General features: G+C 34.3%; 7 protein-coding genes and 3 pseudogenes. 7 read left to right on the top strand and 3 right to left on the bottom strand.

Annotation, left to right across the window (positions count from 1 at the left end; translation table 11 throughout):
* Window positions 1–454: 454 nt before the first annotated feature.
* Window positions 455–5,401: an ankyrin repeat domain-containing protein gene (locus tag ABWU52_RS02690; protein ID WP_353277467.1), complete on the top strand. Its 4,947-nt coding sequence runs from the start codon at window positions 455–457 to the stop codon at window positions 5,399–5,401.
* On the opposite strand, the pseudogene ABWU52_RS02695 reads toward ABWU52_RS02690, so the two are convergent.
* The 3 genes and pseudogenes from ABWU52_RS02695 to ABWU52_RS02705 form a co-directional block, all read right to left on the bottom strand.
* A pseudogene (locus ABWU52_RS02695) lies at window positions 5,398–5,592 on the bottom strand (transposase); the annotation flags it as partial. The gene ABWU52_RS02690 and the pseudogene ABWU52_RS02695 overlap by 4 nt on opposite strands.
* Window positions 5,584–5,927 (bottom strand): annotated as a pseudogene (locus ABWU52_RS02700) (pyrimidine dimer DNA glycosylase/endonuclease V); the annotation flags it as partial. The pseudogenes ABWU52_RS02700 and ABWU52_RS02695, both read right to left, overlap by 9 nt.
* Window positions 5,928–5,943: 16 nt before the next feature.
* Window positions 5,944–6,813 carry an Rpn family recombination-promoting nuclease/putative transposase gene (locus tag ABWU52_RS02705; protein WP_353277469.1) on the bottom strand — a complete coding sequence of 290 codons (870 nt, stop codon included), beginning with the start codon at window positions 6,811–6,813 and terminating at the stop codon, window positions 5,944–5,946.
* Between the two features lie 205 nt (window positions 6,814–7,018).
* Between ABWU52_RS02705 and mutL the strand changes: the two genes are divergently transcribed.
* The 6 genes and pseudogenes from mutL to ABWU52_RS02735 all read left to right on the top strand — a co-directional run bounded on the left by mutL (window position 7,019) and on the right by ABWU52_RS02735 (window position 14,024).
* Window positions 7,019–8,818 (top strand): DNA mismatch repair endonuclease MutL, encoded by a 1,800-nt coding sequence (mutL, locus tag ABWU52_RS02710; protein ID WP_353277383.1) that lies wholly within the window; start codon window positions 7,019–7,021, stop codon window positions 8,816–8,818.
* A 67-nt stretch (window positions 8,819–8,885) separates the two neighbouring features.
* Window positions 8,886–9,824, top strand: coding sequence for a helix-turn-helix domain-containing protein (locus tag ABWU52_RS02715; RefSeq protein ID WP_213863494.1), 939 nt, complete (start codon window positions 8,886–8,888; stop codon window positions 9,822–9,824).
* Window positions 9,825–9,994: 170 nt separating this feature from the next.
* Window positions 9,995–10,660, top strand: a complete 666-nt coding sequence (locus ABWU52_RS02720) for a RadC family protein (protein WP_265017289.1) — start codon at window positions 9,995–9,997, stop codon at window positions 10,658–10,660.
* Between the two features lie 162 nt (window positions 10,661–10,822).
* Window positions 10,823–12,005, top strand: a pseudogene (locus ABWU52_RS02725) (hypothetical protein).
* Between the two features lie 86 nt (window positions 12,006–12,091).
* A complete protein-coding gene (locus ABWU52_RS02730) occupies window positions 12,092–13,000 on the top strand; it encodes a helix-turn-helix domain-containing protein (RefSeq protein WP_006013992.1) in 909 nt (302 codons plus the stop codon).
* Between the two features lie 46 nt (window positions 13,001–13,046).
* A complete protein-coding gene (locus tag ABWU52_RS02735; protein WP_353277686.1) occupies window positions 13,047–14,024 on the top strand; it encodes a helix-turn-helix domain-containing protein in 978 nt (325 codons plus the stop codon).
* Window positions 14,025–14,047: the final 23 nt, after the last annotated feature.

Below are 14,047 nucleotides of genomic sequence, written 5' to 3' on the forward strand. Positions count from 1 at the left end.
AGTTTTAAGATATAGTAGAATTATTATGTAGAAAAGTTCGTATGGTACACATGGTAGACCGGCGGATTCCAAAACGAACTCTTCTCACCGCCCTTGGTTTTTGGTGCTGGAAATGGTCATATTGTTTAGGTTCTTAATAATACTTAATACTAAATTAACAGTAATCCATTTGAGAATAGCAAAGAAAGATCAGGATGAATTTATAGCGAAAATGAATCTTTTTTGTTAGCATGGTTGGGCTTATTTTAACTTTACTCGCGTATGGAGTTTTCCACTACTGACTTTTTCATTACTACAGCCTAACTTTCTCACCATTTTTTTTCGATAAAGCCAAAACTTATAATCTAAAAAAGGTTGTTGTATACCAAAAATATTTATGCTATAGGTACTGAAGTTTACACAATTTAGTAACAGCTTTATAGTGTAAAGAAAGGCTAGTATCATTAGAGGGTTTATGCAAATATCTGAGCTTACCACAGAAACTTCAACAACTATAACAGAGGCTTCTATTGAGAGCCCAAACAGCGAGTTATTTGATGCTGTAAAAGAAGGTAACCTTGATAGGGTTAAGGAGCTTATAGAAAGAGGAGCCAGCATTAACACTAAAGGTAGTGATGGCAATACCCCTTTACACTTAGCTGCTAAAGTTGGCAATTTGAGTATAGTAACTTACCTTGTAGGTAAAAGAAATGCTGATCTTTATGTAAAAAATAAATATGGACAAACACCTATATATCTTGCTGCTAAAAATAATCACTTAGACACAGTAAAATATCTTGAAGGTATTGTTCCTGTTCTTGAAGGGATAGATGCTATTGTTGGGATAGCCGGCGGGGTTGTAGATATACTTCAAAAATTTGGTGTATTGCCAAGTGAAGAATCCAAGGACTTTCAGAAGGTTTTTGATGCTTTAGGTAAAAATTATGCTGCTATTGAAGAGGTTGGAAATAAAGTAGACAGAAATTTTGCAGAAATGAAAGAGGTCTATTATATGGTTAGTAGGACTTTACTAGCTATAGAAGGAACAAGGCTTGAGATGCGTCAAGGGTTTCAACGTGTTCTTGATAGTATAAGGGAATTAGGGACGATTGATAAAGTATCAGATATCATCACATTTATAGATGATTTCACAGAGAGTGTAAAATTTATAGAAGGGCTTCATTCAAAGGAACGTGTTGATGAACTTGAAAGGAATGATAATATTTTAGATACGTTAAATAAAGATATTACATTAGATGGTAAATTACGTGGTAATTTAAAGAATATTATACATTATCATGCCTTTCCACAAAATGCAGAAGATAGCACGGGGTTTGCGGCATTTCATGTATTGTATTATGGAACGCAAATTTGTGTTTCAGCAGCGTTTTTTGTACTTGAGCAATATTCTTACCTTGCTGATTACTACTATAATAAAGGTGAAATAGATAGATATAATAAAAATTGTAGTCTTCTTCAATTAAGGTTTAAGAATTTTAAAGGGCTGCTTTTTGGCCAGGATGGTATAATCGATAAGGTAATTGATATACTGGTCAGGGTACAACAAGATCCAGACTTTGTCTTCGTTAGGAATGCAAGAGAAGATGTATTTAAACTTCTGCCAGAAAGGATTACATCTCTCGAGCAAATTAAGGACAAGCTTCAAAATATGGAGTTACCTATAACAGAAAACCAACCGAAAAAAAGAACGGGAGTACCAGACTTTAGCAAATCAAACGTAACAACACCTATTGGACAATGGAAAGAGGGTATAAAAGTAAGTTATGCAATACAATATAGAGAAAATAGTACTTACTCACAAATAGGTGAGTGGTCTGATCCAGTTGCAATACACAAAAAAGCAAATCCATTTCTTATAATACCTGGAGCAGGAAAAGAAGGTAGGGAAAGACTCATTTTTAGGAAATTTAATAATGGCGAGTCGCCAGAATTGGTTGGAGTAATAAAAGGTAAAGACGAAATAAGTTTCAGAGATATCAGTAGGGATGTCTATGATGCTGCACTAAGTTCAGATGAAGATAGCGCTAGGGGTGAGATCAAAGTTTTACTGTGCAATGGTGCTGATATAAATGAAACTTTTGATTATGGAAGAAAAGCAATTCATGCTGCTGCTCAAAGTAATAACTTTAATATTACGCTAGACCTTTTAAGTTTAAACGGGACTAACATCAATGTGCAAGATGCAGATGGTTATACACCGATCTATATAGCTGCTGAAGCTGGATACGTAGATTTTGTAAAATCTTTGATAGATCATGGGGCAGATCCCAATATAAAGACTAATAAAAGTAACCTCACCCCTTTACATATTGCTGCCTACCAAGGTTATTTTCCAGTTGTTGAAACTTTAATGCTAAGCAATAAAGCTGATATAAATGCAAAAGACAAAGATGATTTTACTCCTTTACATAGTGCTACGTTTAGTGATTCTTCTCCTACTATTCGTGTTTTATTAAATAGCAATAATACTGACGTTAACGCAAATTCTAAAGAAGGTTTAACACCTTTGCACCTAGCAGCAATTAAGAACCATGGTGATGCAACTAAAATTCTACTAGAAAGTAATAGAGCTGATGTAAATGCTGAAGCTAAAGGTAATTTGACAGCTCTCCATTTTGCAGCATCAATAGGAAACCTAGAAGTAGCTAAAGTTTTAATTGAGTATAATGAAACTAATGTAAATGCAAAATCAGCCGACAATTTAACACCACTTCATTTTGCTACTTTTCTTAAAAAAGAAGATGTTGCCTTGGAGTTGTTAAAAGCTCAGGGTATTGACGTAAATTCAAAAGGAAAAGGTGGTACTATACCTTTACACATTGCAGCAATAACTGGACAAAATAATGTTACATCATCTTTACTACAAAAGGGAGCATTAACAGAAGAAACAATCAAAGGTAATTTAACAGCTCTGCATATTGCTGCTATGCATGATAAGGATAAAATCATTTCTACTTTAATTGATGAGGGTCATGCAAAGATGGAAGCAAAGACTGTTAATGGTTCAACACCTTTACATTTAGCTTCTTTTGCTGGTGCTAGCAATTCAACATTATTGACTTTATTAAAAAGGGGTGCAGATACTAGATTATATGATAACAATGGTTACATTCCTGTTCATGTAGCGATTTTAAACGGTAAAAATGAAACTGTTAACATATTGGTAGAATATGAAGATGATCTTGTTAATGTAGCTGACAAGAATGGAGAATTCCCTCTCCATTTAGCTGCTAAAACAGGTTATGTAGATATAATAAGTTGTTTATTAAATAATAAGGCTGATTTGAATGCTAGGGACAATTATGACTTAACTCCTTTGCACTGGGCTGCCCAATACAATAATACAAAAGCAATTGAGCGTCTTGCTGCGGAGAAGGGAACTGATTTGGATATTAGAAACAATGATGGCAGAGCTCCTTTGCACTTGGCTGCCCAATACAATAGTTCAGATGCAATTAACTGCCTTGCAGCGTTAGGAGCTAATTTAAATATTCAAGATAATTCTGGCTGGACTCCTCTGCATTTAGCTGTAAAAGGTAAAAACTTAGGTGCAGTTAAGTCTTTTGTAGCAGAAGAAAAGGCTGACTTGAATATTAGAGATAATGATGGGTTCACTCCCTTGCATTGGGCTGCTAAAGACAATTACTTAAGTGCAATCAAGTACCTTGCAGAGAAGGGGGTTAAGTTAGATATTAGAGCCAATGATGGCAGGACACCTTTACACTTAGCTGTTATAGGCAATCTCTTCTATGTGATAAAATACCTTGCAGCGTTAGGAGCTGATTTAAATATTCAAGATAATTCTGGCTGGACTTGCCTGCACTTAGCTGTTCAAGGTGGAAACTTAGATGCAGTTAAATTCCTTGCAGCAGAAAAAATGATTAACTTGAATATTAGGGGTGAAAATGGCATGGCCCCTCTTCACTTAGCTACTCAAGGTGGTAATTTAGATATAGTTAAGCCTCTAGTGGAAAATGGGGCCGATGTTAATGCTAGAGATAATAGTCCGTGGTATGGTGGTATCCCTTTAAATTATGCAGCCATTTCTGGGCACTTAGATATAATTGTGTATCTTGTAGAGAAACGTGCTAAAGTTAATGCTAAAGACATATCTAATACTACACCTCTGCATTGTGCTGCTGCCTCTACACAGAGTAGCTTACCTATAGTTAAATGTTTAGTAGAGCATGGGGCTAACGTTAATGCTAGGGGCATGGATAACAAAACCCCTATTTGGGGAGGAGGAGCGGGAGCAAATTTAGATGTAATTAAATATTTGGTAGAACATGGTGCCTATACCCGTATCCCAAGTGATCAAGGTTATACTCTTGAAGAGTATATTGCTCGTGAAGTCCTTCCTCGAATTTATGATGAAGCTGTAAGAAAGTCTTACTATGAAATACTGGATTACTTACGTTTACACAGAGTTAGTGGTATTGAAAACAGTGAAGCAGATTGTAATAAGGGCAATGGTAGTCAAGTGAAGAGTGACGCAAGCATGTTATCTTCTTGGGTTAGTGATTTAGCACGTTGGGTTAAGGGTTTACTTTTTGATGGAAGCGCAGCTAATCGTCAGGAACCGGTACTTTTTTATGTTCACAATAATAATACCAATTCTAGCGCTAGGGTTATTTCGACTATACAGAACCAGACTAAAAATCAAAATAGTAGTTATCACTTATCATATAAACCTCTTCCTATAGGTTCAAATAATCAACCTGAGATAGCAGCAAGTAGTGGCACAAGACCATCTTCATGGACGAATGGTTTATTTGGTTGGGTAAAAAGCTCTATAGGTGAGTTATCAAGTTCTAAATCTGAGGAAACATCAAGCACTCCAAGTCCAATCTTACAAGTTGATGCACCAACAGATGTAAATGGTACAATAATGTTACTTGACGTGCTGGTTAGAAATGTTACGGGTCAAAAGTATATATCTTCAGTAGAAAACTCTATTTCTTTATTAGAAGTACAGAGCTATGCATTAAATGTTACAGAGGGATTTGAGAAAGTAGTAAGGCAGGCTGCAAAGGATAGCAAAATATCAATGCATCAATTAAATATTGATTTTGTGGAAATACAGAAAGAGGTTACTGGAAAGGTCATGGGCAGTAAATTTAATGAGATTCCAGGAATTTTAAAATCACATATAGAGAAAGCATGCCTCGGTAGAGGAGCAGGTAAGTTAAGTTCGAAGAAGTTTGACAAGTTTATAGCGCAATTTAATAAGGGGCTGGATGTTGTACTAAACCAATCAATACAACAGATATTACACAATGGAGATGGTACATTAGAAGTTGGTGGTGCAAAAAAACAGCAAATGAGTTTAGAGCCTCAAAGTTATTTAAGTAATGCTTCTATTCAAAGCCATTTGACTCAGGATAAGGCTAAGATAGTTTAATTTCTTAACTTTTGAATTTCATCTACCGAAAGGCCGGTAATTTGAGCTATAACATCTATAGAAACACCGGCTTTAAGTGAATTTTTTGCAACTTCAATTTTACCTTCAATTTTACCTTTTTCATGACCGACTTGTATGCCTTCTTGTCTACCTTTTTGAGTAGCATCATCAAGTTTTTGTTCTAAAATAGCCTTATTACCACCACACCAATCTATTACTTCTTCTGATTTATGTTTTCTTTTGTATCGCCACGTATACTCTTTACATAATTCTTTTCCGTACTCTATCAACCAACAGAAGTTTCCTTTTGATTGCCTTGCCAATAAAGAACAAGGATATGAGTAAGTTTATACGGAACTTCTATATTCTGATCTGTAATACTGACAAAAGGATTTGGCATTTTTAATGCTGTTGAAAAAACATTACTCAATAGTTGAGCAGTTTCTAATGGCATTTTTACTATATGCTTATCACATAACATTTGTGCTGAAATTAATGGGTTTTCATGTAATATAAAGATATTCATCTTTTGAAAGACAAAATCAACTTAAGTTTTTGATCTCATCAACTGTAAGACCAGTAGTTTGAGCTATAATATCAATAGAAACACCAGCTTTTAGCAAGTTTTTTGCAACTTCAATTTCTCTTTCTTTTCTGCCTTTTTGATGGCCGATTTGGATGCCTTCATGAAGTTTCTCTTCAAGACTAGATAAATAATCATCGGTACGTTTCTTAGCTTGGTCATAAGCAAGACGTTCTTCTTTACTCCAATTATATTGGTTCAGCTCATCATAAGCCCTGCCAATAATTAAATCACTTCCTATTATTTTTTTTAGATCCTCTTCACTTGTTTCACCGGCGTGTTTAAAAAAATAACACCATTTCTCTACTATATTTTCTAATTGATCTTCTCTTTTTTTAAATTTAGGTAACTCTATAAAAGTAAAACTAAAGTCTCTGAGATCATGTTCAAAGGTCATCTTATCAAAAGTAACGTGATCAGACTTATAAGCCAGCTTATTAGGAAATAAGATGAAATCAGCAATAGCAATAAAGATAACGCCTTTAAGATCATGATACTGGTCACCTACATCAGCTTGACTTGAATAGGCCTTAGCGGCATAATATTGGGCACGTTTTTCAAAGCCAGTAGTTTTAGCGACTTGCATCTCAATTATTGTTTTTATTCCTGTAGAATCAACACAGAGAACATCAACAATGCTTTGCTTTTGAGAGGCGATGACAGGGTCTTGAATGGGACTGAGAAAGGAGACATCTTTAATCTTATTGTCATCGGTAAGACCTAGTATATCATTGAGAAAGTGAATAAGAATATCTTTATTTTTTTCGGTACCAAAGATACGGCGAAAAGCTATATCATTGCGAGCATCAAGAAACTTGGAAAGAGCCATGATAAGTTAACCTAAAAAGCATTAATAATTATACACAATTGTGAAGAAATATTCAACTAAAATTAAACTACAGGAGAGCTTGCCATAAAATTTTAGCCTGGGTCTTTTACAATTATTTCTGTTTTGAAATTAGTGAAGATGCCTAATAGAGATTGATTTTTATTAACATTAAAGCTATATCTTCATCAGACTGAGAATTGAAAATATGGCAATAATTCTTTTAGACACAAAAACTATAAATCGTATAGCAGCGGGAGAGGTAATAGAGAGGCCAGCGAGTGTAGTAAAGGAATTAGTAGAAAATGCAATAGATGCTGGAAGTTCAGAGATAGAGATCAAAATAGAAAGTGGTGGACGTAACCTTATAACTGTGACAGATGATGGAAATGGAATAGAAAAGAACGATCTGGAACTAGCACTTATGAGGCATGCCACTTCAAAATTAAGCGATAGTGAGTTAATAGAAATCAAGCACCTTGGGTTTAGGGGAGAAGCTTTACCTTCAATTGCAGCAGTAAGCAGAATGAAATTATCATCCAAGGCAAGTGGAGCAAAGGAAGCATGGTCTATAAGATATGAGGGAGGAGAAAAAATAAGAGAGATTACCCCTTGTTCTTTGTTGCAAGGTACATATATTGAAGTTCGTGACTTATTTTTTGCTACACCAAATAGACTAAAGTTTCTAAAAACCGAAAGGGCGGAAACACAAAGTATTGTTGATATTGTGAATAACTTAGCGATGATTAATTATAGTATTGGGTTTACTCTCACTTCTGGTAATAAAAAGCTCTTAAAATATGTTAAGCAAACTTCGCTGTTCAACAGATTATGTGAAATAGAAGAAGAATTTCAAAGCAATTCACTGGAAGTTAAAGAGGAAGAAGAAGGCATCAAACTTAAGGGACACATCTGTAAACCTAATGTCAATCGTGGCAACTCAACTCAGATTTATACGTTTGTTAATGGAAGGCCAATAAAAGACAATCTACTTGTTGGTGCAATTAGATATGCGTATCACGATTTTATTCCAAACAATAGGTATCCTTTTGCAGTGTTGCATTTAGAAGTACCATATGACCAAGTAGATGTAAATGTGCATCCAAATAAATCGGAAGTAAGATTTCAGAATAAAAGGCTAATATATGAAATAGTGAGAAGAGGGATAATAAAAACACTATCAACGAGATTTGCAGCGGGTGATCAAGGTATTGAAGAGGAGCTAATTTTTAATGATAGTAAAAGCCAAGAGCAGGTTGATAGTCAAGAGAAAAAAGATCAAAAAGAGTTTTATGAAAAGAGACCAAGTCTTTTAGAAAATCGTCTAATGAAAGAATTCAATGCACCAGATGAAAGAAGGCAAAGCTTACCAGAAACGTTTAAATATGGAGAATCTCCACCCCAAAAGGGAACGATGGTTCTAGAAAGGGAGCAAATTGATTTAATAGAGGATCATCCCCTGGGATATGCACGCTGTCAGGTCTACAATACTTACATTATTGCTGAGGCTAAAGGCAAATTAATTATAGTAGATCAGCACGCAGCTCATGAGAGATTGATATACGAGTGCTTAAAGCAAAAATCAAGCATGAAAAGACAAAAACTTCTTCTTCCTGAAACAGTTGAAATTAAAAACCAAGCTGGAATGGAGATGGTTGAAACTTATAAAGATAAGCTTTTTGAAATGGGTTTTGGTATTGAAATAGAATCAGAAGATAAAGTAAGGGTGAAAGAAATACCTGCAATCTTGGGAACAATAAATGTGAAAGAGATGGTGATGAATATAGTTGATAGATTAATGGAGATAGGAGATGCTCTACCTATAGAAGAAAAAGTGTTAGCTACCATTGCGTGCCATGGAGCTGGAAGGGAAATGAAGTTGGAGGAGATGAATGAGTTGATGAGACAAATGGAGGAAACACCTTATGCTGGGCAATGCAATCACAGAAGACCAACGTATATAGAAATGAAACTAAGTGATATAGAAAAATTGTTTGAAAGGAGATGAGTTCAGTTTGTCAAAAAGGTTCCCAATTAAGTATACGTAACGGCTCTTCTGATTATGAGTATAAAATGTGAAAAAAGAGAATAAATGCTCTAATTTTTTAGATTACAAAGTAATAGGACAGGAAGTAAGAAATCGTAGGTTAGCAAAGGGATATACTCAAAAAGATTTAGCAAAAAAAATCGATACAACATATCAGGTAATACTGCAATATGAAAAAGGAACACGCAGAATTTCAATTAAGAAGTTATATGAATTAGCAGAAGCATTATCAACAACTGCTAGAGATCTAGCTTGCGTACAAGAAGTATCAAATGAGGGAAGGTATGAGGGAGAAGAGGTATTAAATCTAGTAAGAAGACATAGAGAGATTAAGGATCAAGAATTACGTGAAACGTTTTATTTATTAACTAAATTCATCCGTATTAGTGAGGAAGAAAGTGGAAAGGCGGTAAAAATAGAAGTAGCAAAGGGTTTGGTTAAGGAAGGAGTTTCTGCTCATGTTATTTCTCAAACGACCAGTTTATCTATTGATGAATATGATAATGATGAGAAAAAAATTTCCATTCCGTATAAAGTAGGTCAAAGAATAAAAGAATGGAGGTTGAGAAGAGGATACACTCAAGAAGATTTAGCAAGTAAAGTGGGTATAATAAATCAAAGAATATATGAATATGAACAAGGACGAGCTGGTGTTTCACTTGAAATGTTAGATGAAATAGCAAAGGTACTATTAATTAGTATTACAGACCTACTTCCAGAAACAACAGAAAATGAGAATAGTGAAGTGGAACTATCAAGGTTAATAGAAGAATACAAAAAGATTAAAAGCCAAGAACTACGTAATGTACTAATAAAATCTCTGTTTGAAAGCATACAAGTTTGCAAAGAGAAAGTGAAGAGAGTAGAAAAGATGAAAATTACAAAGAATTTAGTTAAGGAAGGAATTTCTATCAATATTATTTTAAAAACAGTAGACATCTCTTTGGACGAAATTCAACAAATTTAAAATAAAAAATCATTATCTATTAACATCTTTACTTTTTGATGAAAAAATAAGTAAAAAAGATTGAAAAATTGATTTGACTTCACTCAAAAGCTATGGCCTTATGCCAATGCTGACAAAAAAACAGCAGTAAATATATAAAAACATTTTGTTATTAGTGAAGGGTAATTTTTATGAATAATAAGAAAGATCGTAGAGAAGAAATAGAATTCAGAGCATTAGAAAGCAACGGTAAAGCACTACTTGATCGTGAAGTAATAGAAACGTTTCTAAGTGCAGTGCATGACAGGGAAGAAGCTCGAATTATTGCTAGAAAGCTAATAGATAGTTTTGGAATAGGAGGAATTTTAGGCCAGGAAATAGATGACTTGAAAACTATAGAAGGGATAACTGACTCTACAGTAGCAGTAATTTTATGCCTAAAGGAAGCTTCAAAGAGGGTACCAAGAGAAGAGTTAAAGAAAGGACCTATAATGGATAACTTGGAAACCATCGTAAAATATTTAAGGGTGAGTATTGGTTATTCAGAGGAGGAAAAGATGAAAATAATATATTTTGATCAAAAGTGCCGTTTAAAGGGGGAAGAAGTGTTTACTGGTACAGTGGATAAGGTACCTTTTTACATAAGAGAAGTAACAAGAAAGGCATTAATAAGAAAAGCGACGTCAATAATAATATCGCATAATCACCCAGAAGGAAGGTTAAAGCCATCTGATGAGGATCAAGCTGTAACTAAAGACTTGGCTGAAGCTTGTCAGACTATAGGGATTAGGTTACTGGATCACATTATCATTACAAGTGTTGGATATTTTAGTTTTAAAGAGCAAGGACTGTTATAAAGCAGATATTTGAAGATTTTCATGAGTTGTTTAACTACTTGAATGAAGAAAGTATTTGCAAGTACATTAACCATTGCTTCTAATTAATGAGAAAGTATATATTGAATTAATAATAAAGTCGGTTGTAGACTTAGTAAAGTATATTTAATAGCGGAGGCTAATATGAGTAATAAAATAATTGTACCTTTTGATGATCAAGAAGGAGGTACTTACGAGTTAAACATTGATCTTGATAGATTATCAAAAGGTGAGGTGTTAAATGCTATTGTAGGAATAGGTGGTACTAAGGAGCAATCCACCTTTGTAAGCAAAATTAATAAGGCTAAAAAGCCTGAAGAAATAGCACCTTTCCCTGGTAGAGAAGTTCGCGAAAACAAAATCAACTATGGGAAAGGATTTGACTATGTTTATGGCACAAAACCTGTAAGTGATCAAGAAGATAAAAATCCATTTGCTTCAGCTTTGAAAAAAATAAAGCCAAGTGCAGAAAAGTTGAGCTGGTTTAAGAGTGCTGTGGTAAGAGCAAAAAGTCCAAATGAACTGCACAAGGTTGTAGACGAAGCACTAGCTGCTGGAGCAAGGCTAAATGCATGTAATGATGGAGAGTGGAGCCTCGCGGAATATGTGATACTGGGCACACATTTTCATAAATTTGATAAGGCTGATCGTAAAAAGCTAATACGTAAATTAATGCTAAACGGTGCAGAGTTTCATGATACTTTATTGGAGAATAAATTGATAGGTGAAATCTATAATGAGCTACAACCAGAAGTTCAGCCACAATGAGAGACTAGAAGAACTAGAGAAAGCTGGCGAAAGTGCTGTGCAAGAAGGAGGATTAATAGATGTTGAAATAGATAATACAACATCGTATATAGAATTTTCTGGGGATAGCAAGGTAGAGGTAGCCAAAATACTGAGAGAGCTAGGAAGTAATATTTTAAAAATTGGCAATGATGCAGTTGAGGTTAAAAGTGAGAAGGGAGGTATAAGAAACTATATCGATATGTCAGATGAAAGCTCTATTATATTAGAATTTCCTACAAGCATTGGTAAGCTAAATATTATATTGTACCACGATGTAAAAAAATATGATCAAGTACAAGTCAGAGTAGAAAATAAGGAAATGTGGTCTAAATTACAAGAAAGAGGCGAAGAAATAGGAAAAAATTGTCTTTTTGCTGGAGTAAAACTTAAAGAAGCAGTAGAAAAGGGAAGTTTTATGAGATGTGGCATATGGAATAGCAAGCAGCTTATGAAGGAGGTTGATAGCCCAAGTGAAAAATTGTCTTCATGGGTAGATAAAGTACGTGAAAATAGTAAAGAAACTTTTAGGGGGCTTTAATTCATTTATTTTAAGGTTCCAGAGTCTACCATTATATCTGGAGCCTTTGAGCTATAGTAGAAAATATTATATGTATGGTTCTTTGTATGGAAAAAAGTCTAGACTGTGAGGTAGGGCAAAAAGTAAAAAATTGGAGGTTAGAGAGAGGGTATACTCAGAAGGATTTAGCGGAGAAGGTTGGTGTAAAGTACTGGGCAATACTGCAATATGAAAAAGGGAGTCGTAAAATTCCAATTAAGAAATTATATGCTATAGCAGAAGCATTATCAGTAAATGTTAAAGGTCTAGTTTGTGGAGAGACGCTACCAAATGAAAAAAGATATTTTGAAGATGAAGAAATATTAAATTTAGTAAAGGGTTATAAAGATAAAGAATTAAGCGAGGTATTTTATTTATTAACCAAATTTATTCGTTTGAGTGAGGAAAGAAGCAGAAAAGCGGTAAAAATAGAAGTAGCAAGGGGTTTGATGAAAGTAGGAGTTTCTGCTCATGTTATCTCTCGAACAACTAACTTATCTATTGGTGAGTATGAGGAGAACAAAATTCCGGTTCCATACAAAGTAGGGCAAAGGATAAAAGAGTGGAGATTGATACGAGGATATACACAAAAAGATTTAGCGAATAAAGTTGGCATAACAAATCAAGGAATATACGAATATGAACAAGGGAGAGCTGCTGTCTCACTTGAAATGTTAGATGAAATAGCAAAGGTATTATCAATCAGTATCATAGATCTACTTCCCGAATCAGATGAGGATAGTGAAGCGGAAGAAAAGCTATCAAAGTTGATAGAAGAATACAAAAAGATTGAGAGTCGGGAATTACGCGATATGCTAATCAAGTCTTTATTTGAAGGTATACATGTTTATAGAGAAAAGGTCAGAGAGGAAAAGAAGATTGAAGTTGCAAGGAATTTAGTGAAAGAAGGAATTTCTGTTGATATTATCTTGCAAACGACAGGCTTATCAAATTATATGATTGAGAAATTTTTGTGATTTCATAAAAACTTAGCCAATAGTGGATTTTTTTGTGATAGAATATATGTTTGCTTCTGTAGGAAAAACAGCTTTTAGAGGATTTATCTATGATAATTCAGAGCATATTGGCTCAGTAAGCTACGAGCTAGGGAAAAAAATAGAAGGTTGTAGGATAGTACAAGGGTATACTCAGGCAAAATTAGCAAGAAAAATTGGTTTAACACATAAGGAAATACATAACTTTGAACTAGGGTGCAAGGCTATTACAATCAAAGAATCGTATATAATAGCAGGAGCATTGTCAGTCAATGTTATAGATCTACTTCCAGGACCAACAGTACTAAGAGAAAACAGTTGGTATGAAGATGAGGATAAAGAAATAGTCTATCTAACAAAAATACATAGAGAAATTAAGGATCAGGAATTACGCAAGAAGCTGTATCCATTAGTAAGGTTTGTATATATTAGCGAGAAAATTAGCCAAGAAGAAGCGAAAATAGAAGTAGCAAAGAATCTAGTGAAAGAAGGAGTTTCAGTTGATATTATTTTCCAAGTGACTCGCTTATCTACTTATGAATATGATGATATAGAGAAAGAAATTTGTACTGATTCTATACTCTACAAAGTGGGGAAAAGGATAAAAGAGCAGAGATTAATACGGGAATACACTCAGGAGGACTTGGCAAATAAAATCGGTTCAACACCTAAAGAAATACACGACTATGAACGAGGATATACAGACATTCCAATTGAAATATTATATAAGATAGCAAAGACATTATCAGTTAACATTAAAGCTCTTGGACTAACAGAATATGAAAATGAGCCAGTTTTGAGGTTTGTAGGTAAATGCGAAAAAATTGAGGATCAAGAATTACTGGATACGGTAGCTAGATCTTTATCTGAAGGAATGCAAACTGGTAAAGAAAAGGTTAAAAAAGCAGAGAAAATCAAGATTGCAAAAGATCTAGTTAAGGAAGGTATTGCTATTGATATTATTGTGCGAGCAAGTGGCCTAACTGCTGATGAGTGTGAAAATTGAATGTGTTTAAGATATAAGTAAAG

Origin of the sequence: Wolbachia endosymbiont (group B) of Villa cingulata (genome assembly GCF_964028285.1) — a bacterium.
Taxonomy (GTDB): domain Bacteria; phylum Pseudomonadota; class Alphaproteobacteria; order Rickettsiales; family Anaplasmataceae; genus Wolbachia.

What these genes read in the sequence shown, in the direction of transcription:
- ABWU52_RS02705 (WP_353277469.1), bottom strand. Translation starts at nt 6,813, where the DNA reads ATGGCTCTTTCCAAGTTTCTTGATGCTCGCAATGATATAGCTTTTCGC.
- ABWU52_RS02690 (WP_353277467.1), top strand. Translation starts at nt 455, where the DNA reads ATGCAAATATCTGAGCTTACCACAGAAACTTCAACAACTATAACAGAG.
- ABWU52_RS02730 (WP_006013992.1), top strand. Translation starts at nt 12,092, where the DNA reads ATGGAAAAAAGTCTAGACTGTGAGGTAGGGCAAAAAGTAAAAAATTGG.
- ABWU52_RS02735 (WP_353277686.1), top strand. Translation starts at nt 13,047, where the DNA reads ATGTTTGCTTCTGTAGGAAAAACAGCTTTTAGAGGATTTATCTATGAT.
- ABWU52_RS02720 (WP_265017289.1), top strand. Translation starts at nt 9,995, where the DNA reads ATGAATAATAAGAAAGATCGTAGAGAAGAAATAGAATTCAGAGCATTA.
- mutL (WP_353277383.1), top strand. Translation starts at nt 7,019, where the DNA reads ATGGCAATAATTCTTTTAGACACAAAAACTATAAATCGTATAGCAGCG.